Origin of the sequence: Methyloversatilis sp., from assembly GCF_051861465.1 — a bacterium.
GTDB lineage: Bacteria > Pseudomonadota > Gammaproteobacteria > Burkholderiales > Rhodocyclaceae > Methyloversatilis.
In genome coordinates this window covers 185,412-202,232 of sequence record NZ_JBHYCQ010000007.1, presented here as the reverse complement: position 1 = coordinate 202,232, position 16,821 = coordinate 185,412, and the positions used below count along the sequence as shown (strand labels likewise).

At 67.5% G+C, this 16,821-nt stretch carries 14 protein-coding genes; 11 read left to right on the top strand and 3 right to left on the bottom strand.

Annotated features, from left to right (window positions below; genetic code table 11):
* Positions 1–29: 29 nt before the first annotated feature.
* The 7 genes from ACTIFF_RS12255 (at position 30) to ACTIFF_RS12225 (ending at position 7,059) form a co-directional block, all read left to right on the top strand.
* The gene (locus tag ACTIFF_RS12255; RefSeq protein ID WP_069040414.1) at positions 30–626 is read left to right on the top strand and encodes a glutathione S-transferase N-terminal domain-containing protein; all 597 of its coding nucleotides are present in this window, start codon (positions 30–32) and stop codon (positions 624–626) included.
* A gap of 27 nt (positions 627–653) precedes the next feature.
* Positions 654–1,091, top strand: a complete 438-nt coding sequence (locus tag ACTIFF_RS12250) for a ClpXP protease specificity-enhancing factor (RefSeq protein WP_439537081.1) — start codon at positions 654–656, stop codon at positions 1,089–1,091.
* Positions 1,092–1,238: 147 nt separating this feature from the next.
* The gene (locus ACTIFF_RS12245; protein WP_439537080.1) at positions 1,239–2,207 is read left to right on the top strand and encodes an acetyl-CoA carboxylase carboxyltransferase subunit alpha; all 969 of its coding nucleotides are present in this window, start codon (positions 1,239–1,241) and stop codon (positions 2,205–2,207) included.
* Entirely contained in the window at positions 2,176–3,540 is a 1,365-nt protein-coding gene (gene tilS, locus ACTIFF_RS12240) for a tRNA lysidine(34) synthetase TilS (protein WP_439537079.1), read from the top strand. The genes ACTIFF_RS12245 and tilS overlap by 32 nt, the downstream gene beginning before the upstream one ends.
* A gap of 106 nt (positions 3,541–3,646) precedes the next feature.
* Positions 3,647–4,342: a CAAX prenyl protease-related protein gene (locus ACTIFF_RS12235; protein WP_439537078.1), complete on the top strand. Its 696-nt coding sequence runs from the start codon at positions 3,647–3,649 to the stop codon at positions 4,340–4,342.
* Positions 4,343–4,408: 66 nt separating this feature from the next.
* Positions 4,409–5,131 (top strand): transglutaminase-like cysteine peptidase, encoded by a 723-nt coding sequence (locus ACTIFF_RS12230; RefSeq protein WP_439537077.1) that lies wholly within the window; start codon positions 4,409–4,411, stop codon positions 5,129–5,131.
* Complete coding sequence (locus ACTIFF_RS12225; RefSeq protein ID WP_439537076.1) at positions 5,131–7,059, top strand: EAL domain-containing protein; 1,929 nt, start codon at positions 5,131–5,133, stop codon at positions 7,057–7,059. Before ACTIFF_RS12230 ends, ACTIFF_RS12225 begins: the two co-directional genes overlap by 1 nt.
* A gap of 34 nt (positions 7,060–7,093) precedes the next feature.
* Here ACTIFF_RS12225 and ACTIFF_RS12220 read toward each other — a convergent pair whose 3' ends face one another.
* A complete protein-coding gene (locus tag ACTIFF_RS12220) occupies positions 7,094–7,795 on the bottom strand; it encodes an N-acyl amino acid synthase FeeM domain-containing protein (RefSeq protein ID WP_439537075.1) in 702 nt (233 codons plus the stop codon).
* Positions 7,796–8,026: 231 nt separating this feature from the next.
* Positions 8,027–8,890, bottom strand: a complete 864-nt coding sequence (locus ACTIFF_RS12215; RefSeq protein ID WP_439537074.1) for a hypothetical protein — start codon at positions 8,888–8,890, stop codon at positions 8,027–8,029.
* A 315-nt stretch (positions 8,891–9,205) separates the two neighbouring features.
* Here ACTIFF_RS12215 and ACTIFF_RS12210 point away from each other — a divergent pair, with 315 nt between their 5' ends.
* Positions 9,206–14,281 (top strand): MG2 domain-containing protein, encoded by a 5,076-nt coding sequence (locus ACTIFF_RS12210; protein ID WP_439537073.1) that lies wholly within the window; start codon positions 9,206–9,208, stop codon positions 14,279–14,281.
* 40 nt (positions 14,282–14,321) lie between these two features.
* Here the strand turns inward: ACTIFF_RS12210 and can are convergent, their stop codons facing one another.
* Entirely contained in the window at positions 14,322–14,966 is a 645-nt protein-coding gene (can, locus tag ACTIFF_RS12205; RefSeq protein WP_439537072.1) for a carbonate dehydratase, read from the bottom strand.
* 288 nt (positions 14,967–15,254) lie between these two features.
* Between can and ACTIFF_RS12200 the strand changes: the two genes are divergently transcribed.
* From ACTIFF_RS12200 to ACTIFF_RS12190, 3 genes are all read left to right on the top strand, one after another.
* Positions 15,255–15,650 (top strand): MbcA/ParS/Xre antitoxin family protein, encoded by a 396-nt coding sequence (locus ACTIFF_RS12200; protein ID WP_257081542.1) that lies wholly within the window; start codon positions 15,255–15,257, stop codon positions 15,648–15,650.
* Positions 15,647–16,384, top strand: a complete 738-nt coding sequence (locus tag ACTIFF_RS12195; RefSeq protein WP_439537071.1) for an RES family NAD+ phosphorylase — start codon at positions 15,647–15,649, stop codon at positions 16,382–16,384. Before ACTIFF_RS12200 ends, ACTIFF_RS12195 begins: the two co-directional genes overlap by 4 nt.
* Before the next feature lie 285 nt (positions 16,385–16,669).
* Entirely contained in the window at positions 16,670–16,804 is a 135-nt protein-coding gene (locus ACTIFF_RS12190) for a hypothetical protein (protein WP_439537070.1), read from the top strand.
* The last annotated feature ends 17 nt before the right edge of the window (positions 16,805–16,821 follow it).

Below are 16,821 nucleotides of genomic sequence, written 5' to 3'. Positions count from 1 at the left end.
ATGCCGAGTACTCCTGGGGTGTCAACACGATGATGAATCTGTACTCGGGGACCACCGATCCCTTTTCCCATCGCTGCCGTATTGTCCTCTACGAAAAAGGCATGGATTTCCAGGTCATCGATGTCGACCTGTACAACAAGCCTGAAGACATTGCGGTCATCAATCCATACAACCGCGTGCCGGTGCTGGTTGATCGCGACCTCATCCTGTACGACTCCAATATCATCAACGAATACATCGACGAGCGCTTTCCGCACCCGCAACTGATGCCGCCGGACCCGATCATGCGGGCTCGCGCGCGTCAGCTACTGCACACGGTCGAGAACGAACTGTTCTCGCACATCGAGCCGCTGGAAAAGAACGCACGTACGGCTGACAAGTCGCGCGTGCACTTGCGTGATCGTCTCACCGAGCTAACGGCGATCTTCGCCAAGCAGAAGTACATGCTGGGCGAGGAATTTTCCATGCTGGACGTTGCCATTGCTCCATTACTATGGCGACTTGATCACTACGGTATCGAACTTCCCAAGTCTGCCGCGCCTCTGATGAAGTACGCTGAACGTATCTTTTCCCGTCAAGGGTTCATCGATGCGCTCACGCCTTCCGAAAAAGTGATGCGTCGTTAGTCTGTCAGGAGTCTTCGTTCAAACTGCATGGATGTGATGAGTTCCGTTTCGACCAAACCCTATCTGCTCCGTGCGCTGTTCGACTGGTGTGCGGACCAGGGGCTCACGCCTTATATCGCGGTCGTCGTCGACGAGCGCGCGGGCGTCCCGCGCCAGTACGTGAAGGATGGCCAGATCATCCTGAACATCGGGCGTGAAGCGGTACATCAACTTGTCATGGGCAACGAATTGATCACCTGCTCGGCCCGTTTCGGCGGTGTCGCGCAGGAATTGACCATCCCGGTCGACTGCGTGGCGGCGATCTATGCGCGCGAGAACGGTCATGGCATGGCATTCGAAGTCACGCCGGGGCAGACCGTGCGCGCAGACGTGGCGCCGGCGGCGGCTTCCGAACGCAGCGAGCAGCCCGTGCTGACCACACCGGACAAGCCGGTCGGCCGCTCGCACCTGCGCCGCATCAAGTAGAGCGCCTCCTGCGCCGCGGTTGCGTGGCGCTCGCGACACCCCGCATCCCCCTCTGTCGAGCACCTGGCTCCGGGAAGCGCATTGCCGACCGAACAGGCGGCGTACGCGGTAAAATCCTGTTCCTCTCCGTTTCAGCCACCTCCGCCGATGAAAACCACCTTTCTCGATTTTGAACAGCCGATCGCCGAACTTGAGGCGAAAATCGAGGAGTTGCGTTTCGTGCAGGACGATTCGGCGGTCGATATCTCGGAAGAGATCGCCCGCCTGGAAGCAAAGAGCCAGTCGCTCACCAAGGACATCTACGCCAAGCTCACGCCGTGGCAGATCGCCCAGGTGGCGCGCCATCCCCAGCGTCCGTACTCGCTCGATTACTTCCGCCTGATGTTCACCGAGTTCCAGGAACTGCATGGTGACCGTTCGTTCGCCGATGACCACGCCATCGTCGGTGGCATCGCCCGCTTCAACGGCCACGCCTGCATGGTGATCGGTCACCAGAAGGGGCGCGACACGAAGGAAAAGATCCTCCGCAACTTCGGCATGCCGCGTCCCGAGGGTTATCGCAAGGCGCTGCGCCTGATGAAGCTGGCCGAAAAATTCGGCATGCCGGTGTTCACCTTCATCGACACGCCGGGCGCCTACCCCGGCATCGACGCCGAAGAGCGCGGCCAGTCCGAAGCCATCGGCCACAACCTGTATGCCATGGCCGAACTGCGCGTGCCCATCATCGCCACCATCATCGGCGAGGGGGGCTCGGGCGGCGCACTGGCGATCGCCGTGGCCGACACCTTGCTGATGTTGCAGTACTCGACCTATTCGGTCATTTCCCCGGAAGGCTGTGCGTCCATTCTGTGGAAAAGCGCCGACAAGGCGGCCGACGCCGCAGAAATCATGGGCATCACCGCGTCGCGCCTGAAAACCCTGGGGCTGATCGACAAGGTCGTCAACGAACCCGCAGGTGGCGGACATCGCGACCACGCCACGGTTGCCGCGTCGCTCAAGCGCGCACTGGCCGAAGCGCAGCGGCAACTTGCCGATCTCACCCCGACCCAGCTGGTGGAGCGCCGCATCGAGCGACTGATGTCCTATGGCAAATTCAAGGAGCAGGCCGTCGCCTGACCTGTCCGGCCCGATTGCCACCGCGCTCGCGGCGCAGTGCACCGACGGCAGCCGCCTGTTACTCGGCTACAGCGGCGGACTCGATTCAACCGTACTGCTGCACGGCTTGGCGTTGTTGCGTGCGCAGCACGGCTGGCGGCTCGAATGTGCCCATGTCCACCACGGCCTCAGTCCGAACGCGGATCGCTGGGCGGATTTCTGCGCCGCGCAGTGCCAGGTGCTCGATCTGCCGTTCAGCGTGCTGCGTGTCGACGTGTCGCGTGTCTCGCCCGACGGACTCGAATGTGCCGCGCGCGACGCGCGCTATGCGGCGCTGCACGCGCATGCGCGTGACCGCGGCCTCGACACGCTGCTGACCGCCCACCATGCCGACGATCAGGCGGAAACGCTGCTGCACAACATGGTGCGCGGCGCCGGCCTGCTCGGGCTGGCCGGCATGCCCGCATGGCGCGCCGCCGATGACGATCGCGTCGCCACGCTGCGGCCGCTGCTCGGCGTGCCGCGCAGCGCGCTCGAAGCCCATGCACAGGCACACGGCCTGAACTGGATCGACGACGAATCCAATGCCGACACCCGCTACGCACGCAATTACCTGCGTCGCGAGGTGCTCCCCGTGCTGGCTGCGCGCTGGCCGCGCGCCGCCGAATCGATGGCAGGGGTCGCGCGACGCCTGGCCGAAGCGCAGACCCTGCTCGACGAGCTTGCCGCGCGCGACGCCGAAGCCCTCGCGGAGGCCACGCAGTGGGGCCACTGCTACCGACTCGATGGGCTGATCGCGCTCGATGCCGCGCGCCAGCGCAATCTGCTGCGCTGGCTGCTTCGGCAGCACGGCGCGCGCACATTGCCCAACGAACCCTGGCTGGACGAATGGCGCCGTCAACTCGCCGTGGCGCAGGCCACCTCGGCCTGTCCGGTGGCGCACGCCGGTGTGGCGGGCATCAGCCATCGCGGCGCACTGTGGCTGATGCCCGACTTCGATCCGCCTGCCGAGCGGAGGTGGTCGGGGGAGCCGCTGCAGGCATGGGGTGCCGGGCAGATCCGTTTCGAACCGGTCAGCGGGCAGGGGCTTGCAGCGTCGGTCGTTGCGCAGGCGCATGTCACCGTGCGTGCCCGGGCGCCCGGCGACCGTCTGCCGCGGGGTCCGGGACGGCCGCGTGCCGGCATCAAGCAGATCGCGCAGGAATGCGGCCTGCCGCCCTGGTTGCGCGATCGCGTCCCCATCGTGTGCGTCGACGGGCGTCCGGTCTGGATGCCCGGTTGCGACATCGCGCCGCCCTTCGTTGCGGCGGCCGACGAGGCCGGGTGGTTGCCGCGCTGGCACCCGGCCGACTGAACGACGTTCCGATATCGGCCGACCGTGCTGCGCTGCCATGTGTCTGTCGCACGGCGGCCTTATCATTCGCTGTCCCGAAACAGGCCTGTCGCGTCATCCTTCCGACATGAGTTCCACGATCACACCGCGCCGTGCCGCGCTGGCGCGCATCCTGCCGTTCGCGCTCTACATCCTGTTCCTCATCATCGCCGCACCGCTCGCCGGGGCGCTCGGCGTCGACGCGCGCTGGATGTATGCGCTGCAGATCGCCTGCGTGCTCGCTGCACTGACGGTGTTCAGCCGCGACTACATCGAGCTGCGCCCCGCTGCGACTGCTGCACCGTCAGCGCTGTCCGGCGTGTCCGCGTGGCTGGCCGCCGTGGCGCTGGGCGTCGCGGTCTGGGCGCTGTGGATCTGGCTCGATTTCCCGCCGTTCGCATTCAAGCCGGGCGACGGGTACCGGCCGCTCGACGACGCCGGCGCGCTGATCATCACGCTGGTCGTCATCCGCATTTTCGGTGCCGCGGTCGTCGTGCCCATCATGGAAGAGCTGTTCTGGCGTTCCTTCATCATGCGCTGGCTCGACAGCCCGAACTTCCTGACCGTCTTGGCACAGTCGGTTACGCTGCGCAGCGTGCTGTTCAGTTCGATCGCGTTCGGATTCGAGCACGGCCAGTGGGCGGCCGGCATCATCGCCGGCCTCGTCTATGGCGGGCTGTATCGCGCCACCGGACGCCTCTGGCTGTCCATCGTTTCGCACGGCGTGACCAACCTGCTGCTCGGTCTGTGGGTCATCCATTCCGGCCAGTGGCAGTTCTGGTGACGCGCGCCGGGTCAAGCCGGGCGGGCCTGCGACCGTTAAAGGAGAACTGTCCCTGGATGTTCCCGGATGCCTGCCACCACAAACCCGTCGATATTGCTGCCCCGCCGCCTGCTTCGCGCGCGCGGCTGGGTCGCGTGCGCGCTCGTGGCGGTCTTGGCCGTCGGTGCGGCGCAGGCCGCCGCCTTCTCCTATCAGGGTTATCTGCTGGCCGTGCGCGCTGAGCTGCAACAGCGCATGGACGCGCGATTCGGCAGCAAGGCCGGGCCGCGCATGGCCGAACTGGCGGACTCGCTCAACGCCGCCAGCCACATCGCCGACGAGGCGCTGCGCGTCGAGCGCATCAACCAGATTGCCAACCGCGCGCGTTACGTGACCGATCCGGTGCTCTGGAAATCGGAAGACTACTGGGCCACGCCGGTCGAATTCTCCGCGGTCGCCGCCGGCGATTGCGAAGACTACGCACTGGCCAAGTACTTCGCGCTGCGCGAATTGGGCATGCCGGCCGACAAGCTGCGCATCACCTACGTGCGTCTGCTGCGCGAGGGCCGGCTGGAAAACCACATGGTGCTCGCCTACTACCCGGACCCCGGCGCCGAGCCGTGGGTGATGGACAACCTCGAAAAGCGCTTCATGCCGGCGCGCGAGCGGCCCGACCTGACGCCGGTCTACAGCTTCAACGATGACCGCGTCTGGAAGGTGCAGGGCGGCGGCGACCGCGAACTGGGTTCGCCACAGCAACTGCGCAAGTGGCGCGAACTGCTCGACCGCGTGCGTGCGGAGGTGAAGTGATGAACAGCCTGCGCGTGCGTCTGCTGGCGGCATTGCTCGGCGTTGGTGTGGCGGCTTTCGTCGCGGCACTGCTGACGGCGCTGTGGGTGTCGCGCGATCGCGTCGAGGCGCAGATGGCCAGTCAGGCGCAATCGATCGCGCTGTCGCTGACCGTCGCGCTGACCGCCGGGGGCGAGCCGTCGCTGCAGAACGCCGAAAGTCTGGTCGAGCCGGTGTTCGACCAGAGCTATCTGCGGCGCATCGCCGTGCGTGACGCGCAGCAGCGCATCGTGGCCAGTCGCGAAGCGCCTGCCCGGCTTGCCGGTGGCGCGCCGCAGTGGTTCGTCGACCTGCTGCCGCTGGCGTCCGGCGCCCAGACGGCCGACATCATGGCCGGCTGGCGCATCGCCGGCAGCGTGCTGGTCGAACCTCATCCGCACTGGGCCTACCTTCAGTTGTGGACGGTCGCGCAAACACTGCTGGTCTGGATGGGCGGCGGGCTGGCGGCGGCCGGTGCGCTCGGTCTGGCTGCATTGCGCTGGGGACTCAGGCCGTTGCGTCGCGTGCAGCGCTCGGCCGTGGCGGCCGCTTCGCGCAAATTCGTTCCGATCGACGAAGCCCGCGTGCCGACCGAACTGCAGCCGCTGGTCGGCGCCTTCAACCGCATGCTGGGTGCGCTGGCACAGGCGCTCGACGCCGAATCGTCCCGCGCCGAACGCTTCCGCGACCAGGCGCTGGTCGATGAACTGACCGGGCTGGCCAACCGTCGCGGCTTCCGTGCGGCACTCGAAGCCCGCATCGAAGCCGGTCAGCGCGGCGGCTGGCTCGCGCTGCTGCGCATCGACGGACTTGAAGATCTGAATCATCAATACGGTCGGCAGACGGTTGATGATCTGCTGACCGAATCCGCAAATTACATCCGTGACGCTGCCAATGGCGGCCTGTGCGGTCGGGTCGAAGGCGCCTGTTTTGCGATGCTTGTCGATACCACCGAAGCGCCGGCGCGGCAGGTGCTTGCGGCACTGCGCGCGCGGCTGAATGGGCTGGCGCGTGCCGCCGGCACCTCTGATCCCGACGCCTGGCGCGGCGGCGCTGCCGATTGCGGCAGCGACTGTGACGCCGCGCGCTGGCTGGCCGCGGCTGACCGCGCGCTGCACCTGTGGCTGCCGGGCGACACGCAGGAGTTTCCGCTGGCGCACACGCAGGACATCGAATCGGCCGGCGGTGCGGTACGCGGCACCGTGCGGGATCTGATCGGGCAGGGGCGCATCGCCTTCGCGTCGCAGGCCACACGCGGGCTCGATGCCAGCGGCGTCGCCGGCGCGCTGCATGTCGAGCTGCGTGCCGCGCTCGACGCCGGCGACCGGTTGATCCGCGCCGCCGAGTACATGACCTACGCCGGCGAAGCCCGCGTATCGGCTGCGCTCGACAGCGCCTGTCTGATGCGCGCGCTCGAACATGCGCAGGCGCGACGCGACGGTCTGGCGACGGTGGTGAATGTGAGCGCCGCGGCGCTCGGCGATCCGGACATCCTGCGCTGGGTCGGCGGTTACCGGCACGACGCACGTCGCGGCAGTTTCATCCTCGAGTTTTCCGAAGTCGCCCTGCTGGGTGACCCGGACGCAGCAGAAGCGTTTGCCCAGCTGGCGCAGTCGCGCGGGCTGGCGATCGGCATCAAGCACTTCGGCCTGCATGCCAACGCACTGAGTCTGTTGCGCCGCCTGCGGCCGCAACACGTGAAGTTCTCGGTCACGCTGACGCGCGAAGCCCTGCTCAATCCGGATTCGGGCGCCTACGTGTCCTCGCTGACCGGCATCGCCTCCGCGCTGTCCATCCTGCCGGTCGCGGTCGCGGTGGAACATGCCGAAACGCTGCCTGCACTGCACGCACTGGGCTTCCGGGGCGTTCAGGGCGAGGCGGTGGCGGCGGAAATCCTGCCGCTGCGCTGACCGTCCTTTTCCGGCGTGCGGTCGGCTGCGCGACTCAGTGCAGTGCCAGTCCGGGGCGGCTGGCGGAATCGGCCGCCACCAGGTTCAGATGCAGCAGCCGTGCCGGCGCGCCGACCCGTTCGCAGCGGCGTTCGGCCCCGAACGCACGGAAGCCGAATGCGCGCTGGTAGTAGCGCACATGACGCGGATTCACCTCGATCACGGCATCGGTCGCCTCCAGCGACACGCGGCCCAGCCGCAGCGCACGGCGTATCAATTCGAACGCAAGATCGATGTCCTGTCCGGCATGCATCAGCGCATCACGATCGATGGCAAAGCGCGTGTATTCGATCAGCCGGCAGCCCTGTTCGCGCAACGCGCCGACGTGTTCCGCAAAGCCGGTTTCGGCGTGCAGGCGCTGCGTCACGCCGCAGCGTACCGTCACCGTACCCACCAGGCGGCCGGCCCAGCGCGCCAGCAAGGTCGTTTCACCGTGGGTCGATTCAGGCCGCTGCGCCGGATAACCGCGCCGGCCATAGCAACGCTCGACCAGCGTGGCGGCTGCGGCCAGATCAGCCTCAGTGCCGGCGAGCGGGAATTCGAAGTCGGCGAAAGGCGCGCGATGGGCGATGGGCGCACATGCCGTCGGCGCTGCAGACGCGCGCTGGATCAGGGTCAGCCGGGGCGCCGGGCGGGCGAACGGAAACGGATGGAAGCGGGTGTCGTTGGCAGCGTGGTGCAGAACTCGGGGTGTCATCCTGGGGCCTTGTGCAGTGCGACCCGCGCTGTCGCGGGACTGTGTCATTCGGCAAACCGGTCCGCATCCGTGATGCGTGACCTTGCCGAGCCGCAAAGCTAGAGGATCCCCGTTGCAATCGCTTGATCGTCAGGTGACGGTTTTCTTGCCGTGACGAATGGTTCCGCAATGATCCGGTGCCACAGTGTCCGCCGCCCCATGTGCTGCCCCGTATGTGCCGCCGGACGTCCGCTAATGCAGCGTCGCCGCCACGTCCATCCACACAGCACCGTCGTCGCCCGTGCGGGCATGCAGGCCCATGCTGCCGAGCACGGCGATGATGCGCGTCGCCAGCATGCCCATCTGCAGCGCACGCGCTTCGCCCTCGCCGGCGGCTGCGCCCGCGAGCAGGGCCGCGATGCGCGGCCATTCGCGGCCGATCAGCGACGCGTCGAGCCCGGTTTTCAACTCGGGTGCGATGTCCGCCGCACTGCGCTGCAGCCCGGCGAGATAGCCGAGGCTGAACGCCACCGTCTGCATCAGATGGGTCAGCCGCGCCATCGCCAGGCCGGTCAGCGTGTCCAGATCGCCGTCGGCACGGTAGTCGGCGAGCGCACGCCGACTGGCCTCGGGCAGTTCGTCGAGCAGGCGCAGCAGATGCGGCAACAGCAGATCGGCGCCGGCCGGCAGCGACCAGGCGCTGGCACGGTTGGCGCGGTACTCGTCCAGCATCAGTCGGGCGATCGGCGCGAACTGCGCGGCGAGTGCGTCGCCGGCGGCTTCGCCTGCGGGCGTCAGCGCCAGCTCGCCACGCCACAGTTCGCGATGCAGCGCATGCACCAGCTGCAGCACGTGTTCCGGTTCACCCGCCAGCGACTGTTCGACGAACGGTGCCGACAAGGTGATCGTGAATCCACCCGCTTCGTCCTCGCGCGACAAAGGGGGTGCGGTACCGGCCGGACCTGCCGTGTCCTCGCGCAGCACCAGCACCCGCAGATGCGCCGCATCGAGACCGCGGTCGCGTTCGTACAGACGGGCGAGCAGCACCGACAGGCTGGTGCGCAGCGTTTCCGCACTCGTTTCGGGGCGAGCGCAGTGCAGTTCGATCAGGGGCATGGCTGAAAGCAATTGATTTGCGGGCGAAAAATCATAGCTGCAGGTCACACAGGCGTCCAATCCGACAGGCACCTTGCACGATGAAGTTCGCAGCACGAGCGCAACATCTTGGGGAGAGGTCCCTGTTGGAGTGGCGGCCTTTGGCATCCGCGGCCTCGCCGCGATCAGTGCCGCGAGGATCGCATTGCAGAGTGCGTATCGCGGCGAGGCCGCCGCGCCCACAGGAACAGCTCCCACAATTTCGCACCCACACCTTCGCATGATCATCGTACGGATCGCGGATAATCGCGGCGGGCGATGACAGACGGAACGGGCATGGTCATGAAGGCAGGCGGCAAGCTTTGGGCGGGAGTGTTCGTGCTGGTGGCTGCGGTCGCGGCGACACTTTGGTGGCAGACGACGCGCAGTCCGGACGCGCCGATCGCCGCCCTCGGCGACGATCCCGATACGCCGTTCGCAGTGCTGCGATGCGACGCGCGCAGCCGTGAAGCGGGACCGGCGCTGGCGGTCACCTTCAGCCGGCCGCTGGCGCGCAAGCTGCCGCTGGGCGAACTGATGACAGTCACCGATCTGGGCGACAGCGAAACACGAGAAGCCGGCGGCAAGGTGGTCGGCAACTGGTACCTGGGCGACAACCCGCGCATCGCCTATTTCTCCGGTGTGCTCCCGAAGCGGCGTTATCGCATCGACGTGGCGGTCGGCGTTGCGTCACGCGCCGGCGATCAACTCGCAGGCACCCACCAGTGCGAAACGCTGGTCGAAGACATGCCGCCGGCGTTCTTCTTCGCCAGTCGTGGCACGGTGTTGCCGGCCGGGCAAAACGGTGGCCTGCCGGTCGTCACCATCAACACGCCCGAGGTCGACGTGCAGTTCCTGCGCGTCGAGCCGGCCCAGCTGCCCGCCTTCCTCGACAAGGTGTACGGCATCCGCCGCAGCGCCGAACAGGACGCGGCGCAGGGCGAAGGCGCGTACGAGGGCGAGTACGAAGGCGAGTACTACGACGGCGGCACCGTCGACCTTCGCGGCCGCACCTCCGGGTGGTACATCGACCAGTTGAAGGACCTGTCGTCCAGCGTGTATCTGGGCCGCTTTCAGACCGACGACAAGCGCGACCGCCGGCACGTGAGCTTCCTGCCGGTCGAACACATCAAGGAACTGCGCGAGCCCGGTGTGTATGTCGCGGTGATGAATGTGCCGGGCAGTTTTTCCGGTGACTACCAGACCACCTATTTCTACGTCAGCGACATCGGCCTGCACCTGCACCGCAACGGCGGCCGGGTCGATGCCTTTGCCACCTCGCTGCGTTCGGGCGCGGCGCTCGACGGCGTAGAATTCGAGGTGCTGGACGGCGATGGCAAGCGCGTCGCGTCGGTCAAGGCCGAAGGCGACGGCCGCGCCACTTTCGACGCCGTGCCGGCCGACGCCCGGCTGGTGATCGCGCGGCGCGGACGCGAGCTGTCGGTCGTGTCGCTGGGTGAAGCCGCGCTTGACCTGTCCGAATTCGACACCGCGGGCCTGCTGCCGACGAACAACAAGCTGTTCGTGTGGAGCGGGCGCGACCTGTACCGGCCGGGCGAAAGCTTCGACGTGTCGGTGCTGGCGCGCGACGCCGATGGCAAACCGGTGGCTGCGCAGCCCCTCAGCGTACTGCTCAAGCGCCCCGACGGGCGCACCGTCAGTCAGCGCGTGTGGCCGCCCTCGGGCGAGCAGCCCGGTTACTTCCGGCACACGCTGGCGATACCCGGTGATGCCCAGACCGGCGCCTGGACGCTGGAACTGCGCGCCGATCCGGGTGCCAAGCGGCCGGACGCGGTGATGCGCTTCAAGGTCGAAGAATTCCTGCCCGAACGCATGAGGCTTGCACTGACCAGTGCCGAGAGCGTGCTGACCGACGGCGCGCCGTTCGACATCACGGTGCAGGGCGACTACCTGTTCGGCGCGCCGGCCGCCGGCAACCGCCTGCTGGGCGCGCTCGCCACCGAGCGCCTGCGCTTCGCGCTGCCGCAGAAGCCCGGCTTCATCTTCGGCGACTTCGCCGATGACGCGCTCAAGGGCCGGCGCGAGCTGGAAGAAACCGCACTCGACGACAGCGGCGCCGCACAGCTGGCGGTGCCGTACGACCCGGGCACCGCACGCTCGCCGCTGCGCCTGCGCACCAGCCTGAGCCTGCTCGAATCCGGTGGCCGGCCGGTGGTGCGCTCGCTGGAGCGCGCCTGGTGGCCGGCGCCCGCGCTGATCGGGGTGCGTCCGCTGTTCGAGGCCGACGTGGCGCGCGAATCGTCGCTGGCCGAATTCGAGGTCGGCCGCTTCCTGCCCGACGGCACGCCGGCCGCGCTCGACAAGGCCAACGTGCGGCTGTTCAAGGAAGAGCGGCAGTACTACTGGCGCTTCGACGACCAGCGCGGCTGGCACTCCGGCTTCAGCGATGCCGACGAATTGGTCGACAGCCGCACCATTGCCCTGAAGACGCAGGGCAAGCTCAGCTTCCCGGTCACCTGGGGCAGTTACCGGCTGGAAATCGACGACCCGCAGCACGGCCTGACGATGCGCTACCGTTTCTACGCCGGCTGGGGCGCGCAGGGCGACGAGGCGCTTGGCAACCGGCCCGACCGCGTGCAGATCCGTCTGGAAGGTGCGCCGTTCCGCGCCGGCGACACGGTCAAGGCGCACCTCACGCCGCCGCATGACGGCGAGGCGCTGGTGCTGATCGAGGGCGACCGCGTGCTGTGGGCCAGACGCGTCAAGGTGAGCGCCGCCGGCACCGCCATCAATCTGCCGCTCGATGCGAGCTGGAATCGCCACGACCTCTATGTCTCCGTACTGGCGTTCCGGCCGGGCAGCGAAGGCAGCCGCGTGACACCGGCGCGCGCGCTCGGGCTCGCCCATATTCCGCTGGCACGTGAAGACCGCCGGCTGAAGGTGGCGCTGGAGGCGCCGGCCAAGGTCGAGCCGGAAACGAAGACGACGGTGAGGGTGAAGGTCGACGGCGCGACCGGCCAGCAGGCCTGGGTGACGCTGTCGGCGGTCGATCAGGGCATTCTGAACATCACGCAGTTCGCCACGCCCGACCCGCATGGCTATTTCTTCGGCAAGCAGCGCTACGCCCCGGATCTGCTCGACATCTATGGCCGGCTGATCGAAAAGATGGATGGCACGCGCGGCAAGCTCAAATGGGGCGGCGACGCCGGCATGCGCGATTCGCAGAGCATGCCCAAAAAGGTGAAGCTGGTCGATCTGTTCTCCGGCCCGGTGAAGCTCGACGACCAGGGCGAGGCAGACATCGCGCTCATGCTGCCTGACTTCAACGGCAGCCTGCGTCTGATGGCGGTCGCCTCCACGCCGGATCGCTTCGGCCGCGGCGAACGCGAGCTGGTCGTCGCCGCGCCCATCGTGGCCGAACTGTCCACGCCGCGCTTCATCGCGCCGGGTGACCGCGCCACCGTGGCGCTCGAAGTCACCAATCTGACCGACACGTCGCAGCAGATCCGCCTCGTGCTGGCGGCCGAGTCGCCCGCGCGCATCGCCGACGGCACCCGCACGCTGACGCTGGCGCCCAAGCAGCGCGACACGCTGCGCTTCGCCGCCGAGGCGGTCGAAGCCGAAGGGCTTGCGCGACTGACGCTGACGCTCGACGCCACCGGCGGTGTCAAACCCCTCCACATCGAGCGCGAAGCCGCGCTTCAGGTCACGCCGCCGGTCGCCCTGCAGCGTCAGGTGCGGCGCGTGAAGATCGACGCCGGTGCGCGTCACGTCGTCGACGCGTCGGTGCTCGACACCTTCTGGCCGGCGTCCGCCTCGCTCAACGTGACCGCCGCGTCCAGCCCGCCGCTGAACATCCGCGAACAGGTGCGCGGCCTGCTGCGCTATCCCTACGGCTGCGCCGAACAGACGGTCAGTGCCGCCTGGCCGCACGTCATCATCGACGAAGCCTATGCCGCCGAACTGGGCCTGAAGCCACATACCCGCGCCGAGCGCGCCGCGCTGGTCGAGGCGGCGATCGGCCGCCTGGCCGGCATGCAGGGCACGCAGGGCGGCATGACGATGTGGGGCAGTGGCGGCGAATACGAGTACTGGATCACCGCCTATGTCGCCGGCTTCCTGATCGACGCGCGCGAAGGCGGCTTCACCGTGCCGGAAAGCTTCGCCCGGCGCATGCAGGACTGGATGCTGAAGGAATTCCAGCTCGCCCCGTCGCAGATGCCGCGCCTGCCTGTGCGCACGCTGGCGCAGCTTGCCCAGCCCGCTCAGCCAGGTGAAGCCGATCTGGTGCGCGGCGCGCACACCCGCTTCGCCAATGCCGCCCACCTGGGCTATGTGCTGGCGCGCGAACAGCGCGCGCCACTCGCGACGTTGCGCCTGTTGCACGACGAACACCGGCAGCTGGCGAAGTCGCCGCTCGCGCTGGCCCACCTGGGTCTGGCGCTGAAGCTCATGGGCGACGAGGCGCGTTCGCGCGTCGCGCTCGACGAAGCGCTCGGTCGGCCCTACGGCCTGAGCGGCAACGACAACGAGTACGAATGGCTGGGTGACTACGGCAGTCCGCTGCGCGACCGCGCCATGCTGTACGCGCTGCTGTCGCGTCACGACGTGAAGCTCGAGCGCGCCGCCAACCTGCTGTTCGAACTGTCGGCCGACAGCGCGCAGCGGCACTGGCTGTCCACGCAGGAACAGATCGCGCTCGTCATGGCTGGCCGCGCCGCGGGGCTGGGCGCCGGCAAACCCTGGGCACTGCAGGTCGAAGGCGGCGAGCGCTACGGCGGCGCCCGGCCGATGATGCTGCCGGTCGACGCCCCGGCCGCGCGGCGCGGCGTCACGCTGGTCAACACCGGTGACGCCCCGCTGTACGTCGAAGTCGAATCCAGCGGCTACCCGAAGGTCACGCCGCCGCCCGAAAACCGGCTCGGCAGCGTGCAGCGCAGCTGGTTCGACGCCGATGGCCGGCCGTGGGACGGCCGCGCGCTGAAGGTGGGGGATCTCATGCTGGTGCGCGTCGAAGTGAAACCGACGCGCCGCGCCGATGACGCCCTGCTGGTCGACCGCCTGCCCGCCGGGCTCGAGATCGAGAACCAGAACCTGTCGCAGGGCCCGCAGGCATCCGAGTTTTCGCTGCAGCTGCCGAACGGCCAGTCGATGCGCATCGCCGACACGATGACCGACAACCGCGTGAAGCACCGCGAGTTCCGCGACGACCGCTTCGTCGCCGCCCTCAAGCTCGACAGCGCGCCGATCAACCTTGTCTATATGGTGAGAGTCGTCAGCCCGGGCCGCTACACCGTGCCCGGCACCTTCATGGAAGACATGTACCGGCCGGAACTGCGTACGGTCGGCGAGCCGGGGCAGGCGGTGGAAGTGGTGGACGTGGCGCCGGTTGGCGGGCGCCGGAGCGAATGAACATGACCGGCGGGCACTGCGCGCCGGTCAGCCGGCCGGGTCAATCGAGCGACTTCAGCGCCAGATCGTAGTTGTCGCGCAATTCTTCCTCGTTGCCTGCTTCCATGCGCAGGTCGCGCACCAGGCCGTCCTTGAGGCCGTAGATCCAGCCGTGTACGCGCACTTCCTGGCCGCGCGCCCAGGCGTCGCGGATCACCGTGGTTTCACAGACGTTCACCGCCTGTTCGATCACGTTCAGCTCGCACAGGCGGTTTTCCTGCAGTTCGCCTTCGGCCACTGCGTCGAGCAGGGCGCGGTGGTGGTTGCGCACGTCCTGCACATTGCGCAGCCAGTTGTCGATCAGGCCGAAACGCATGTCGTGCAGCGCGGCGCGCACGCCGCCGCAGCCGTAGTGGCCGACCACCAGGATGTCCTTCACCTTCAGCACGTCGACCGCGTACTGCATGACCGACAGGCAGTTCAGGTCGGTCTGCACGACCAGGTTGGCAACATTGCGATGCACGAACACTTCGCCCGGGATCAGCCCGACGATCTGGTTCGCCGGCACGCGGCTGTCGGAACAGCCGATCCACAGGTATTCAGGGCTTTGCAGGGTGGCCAGATGTTCGAAGAACTGCGGATCATCGGCCTGCATCTTCGCCGCCCACTTGCGGTTGGCTGCGAATAATTGATCAGTTTTCTTCATGGTGTGCGCTCCCGGGTATCAGCGCGAATTATATCGTCGGCCCGGAAGGTGCAAGGATCCGACGGGCTGTGGCCGCCCGCAAGAGGCTGCGCCAGCCATTCACGGCGCACAGTGTCACCTGTTGCCTGCGCGGCGCGACATGACGAGGGTGCCATTCCGCGAGACGGCTTCCGGGTCGGCGCCCTCGGCAAGCACGCAGATCGAAGATTTATCGAAACACTTATTGTTTGATTGACAACGTACGGGTGCTATGCTGCCATTTCCATCCCGATCCGACAGGAGCCGCCCATGGGCGCCGTTGCAGACAAGGGTGTCAGCGCTTCCGAAGACCGCGGCGCGCTGGCCCGCATGGTCATGACCTTGCTTGATCACTGGAAACTATCCACCGAAGATCAGGCCGCGCTGCTCGGCATTGCCGCCAGCAACCGCGCCGCACTGGCGCGTTACCGGCGCGGCGAGCCGATCGGCACCAGCCGCGACCAGTACGAGCGGGTCGGTCATCTGCTCGGCATCCACAAGAATCTTCGTCTGCTGTTTCCGCAGAACCGCGACCTCGTCTATCGCTGGATCAGCACCCGCAACCGCGCCTTCGACAATCTGAGTCCGGTCGAGGTGATCCGGGAATGGGGCTTTGCCGGTCTGCTGATGGTGCGTGCCTATCTCGACCGGGCACGCGGGCAGTGAGTCTCGGCGACCTGTTCGCCCGCCTCGCACTGGCCGAGGTGCAGCGCGACGTGTTCCGCAACATCGTGTCGCTGCGCACCTCGCAGGATCTGTTCGACGACCTCACCGACGACCCGGCCGAATGGGCGCTGGCGCAGAAGGTCGAAGGCGACGCCAAGCCGCCGCCCTATCGCTCGCCCACGCCGGTGCTGCACCGTCCGTTCGAAGACGCCGAGTGGTTCAACGCCATCGCCTGGCCGTTCCAGAACTGGCAGGCCAGCCGCTATTCCGACGGGCGCCACGGCGTGTGGTACGGCTCGGAATCGGTCGACACGACGGTGTACGAATCGGCCTGGCACTGGCGCCAGGGTCTGCTGGCCGACGCCGGCTTCGAGCGCGAATCGGTGGTGGCCGAGCGCAAGGTGTATGTCGTGGGCTGTGCCGCCGCGCTGCTCGATTTCCGGCCGCTCACCGGCGACTGGCCGGCGCTGCTGCATCCGGCCGATTACAGCTTTCCGCAGTCGGTCGGCGCGCGCATCCACCGCGAAGGTCATCCGGGCCTGCTGGTGCAGTCGGTGCGCCGGCCCGAGGGCGAGAACTTCGCCGTATTCAATCCGGCCGTGCTGTCCGCCCCGCGCCACCATCTGCAACTGAGCTACCGGCTCGACGGCGACTGCATCGTCGTCGAAAAGACGCCGGGCCTGGCCTGGTTCGGCATCGAAGCGGGGGATTTCGGGCGGTGTGTTACCGGCTGAGCTCAGGTTTGCCTGCGCTGCAATGCAATGCAATGCAATGCGTTGCTCAAGCGCCTTCGATGCAGCCACGCGGAGGATGCGGCGGTAAGTCGGGTTTTCCCTATCGCGCGGTGCCGGACACGCGGCGGCATGCTTGAGGCCGTCAAGCAGCGCGTTCAGCGCTGTCGCCTGGCGCGGTGCCGCCGAGCATCTCTTCGTGACTACTGCCGAGCGCGCAGCCACATCGTTGTTGCCCGCACTGCCGGTACGCCGCCCGGCCAGGTCGCCTTCGCGGATCGTACTCATGTGAGCGAAGCGCTGGAGCGCAGCGGCTGGCAGGAAGTCGACATCCCGCCTCTGTATGTCGAATGTACGCTGCCGACGGCCGATCTCGAACGCTGTTTCACCGTGCTCGGCACGGTTGGAATTGCACTGCAATAGGTCGATATGGCCCTCCG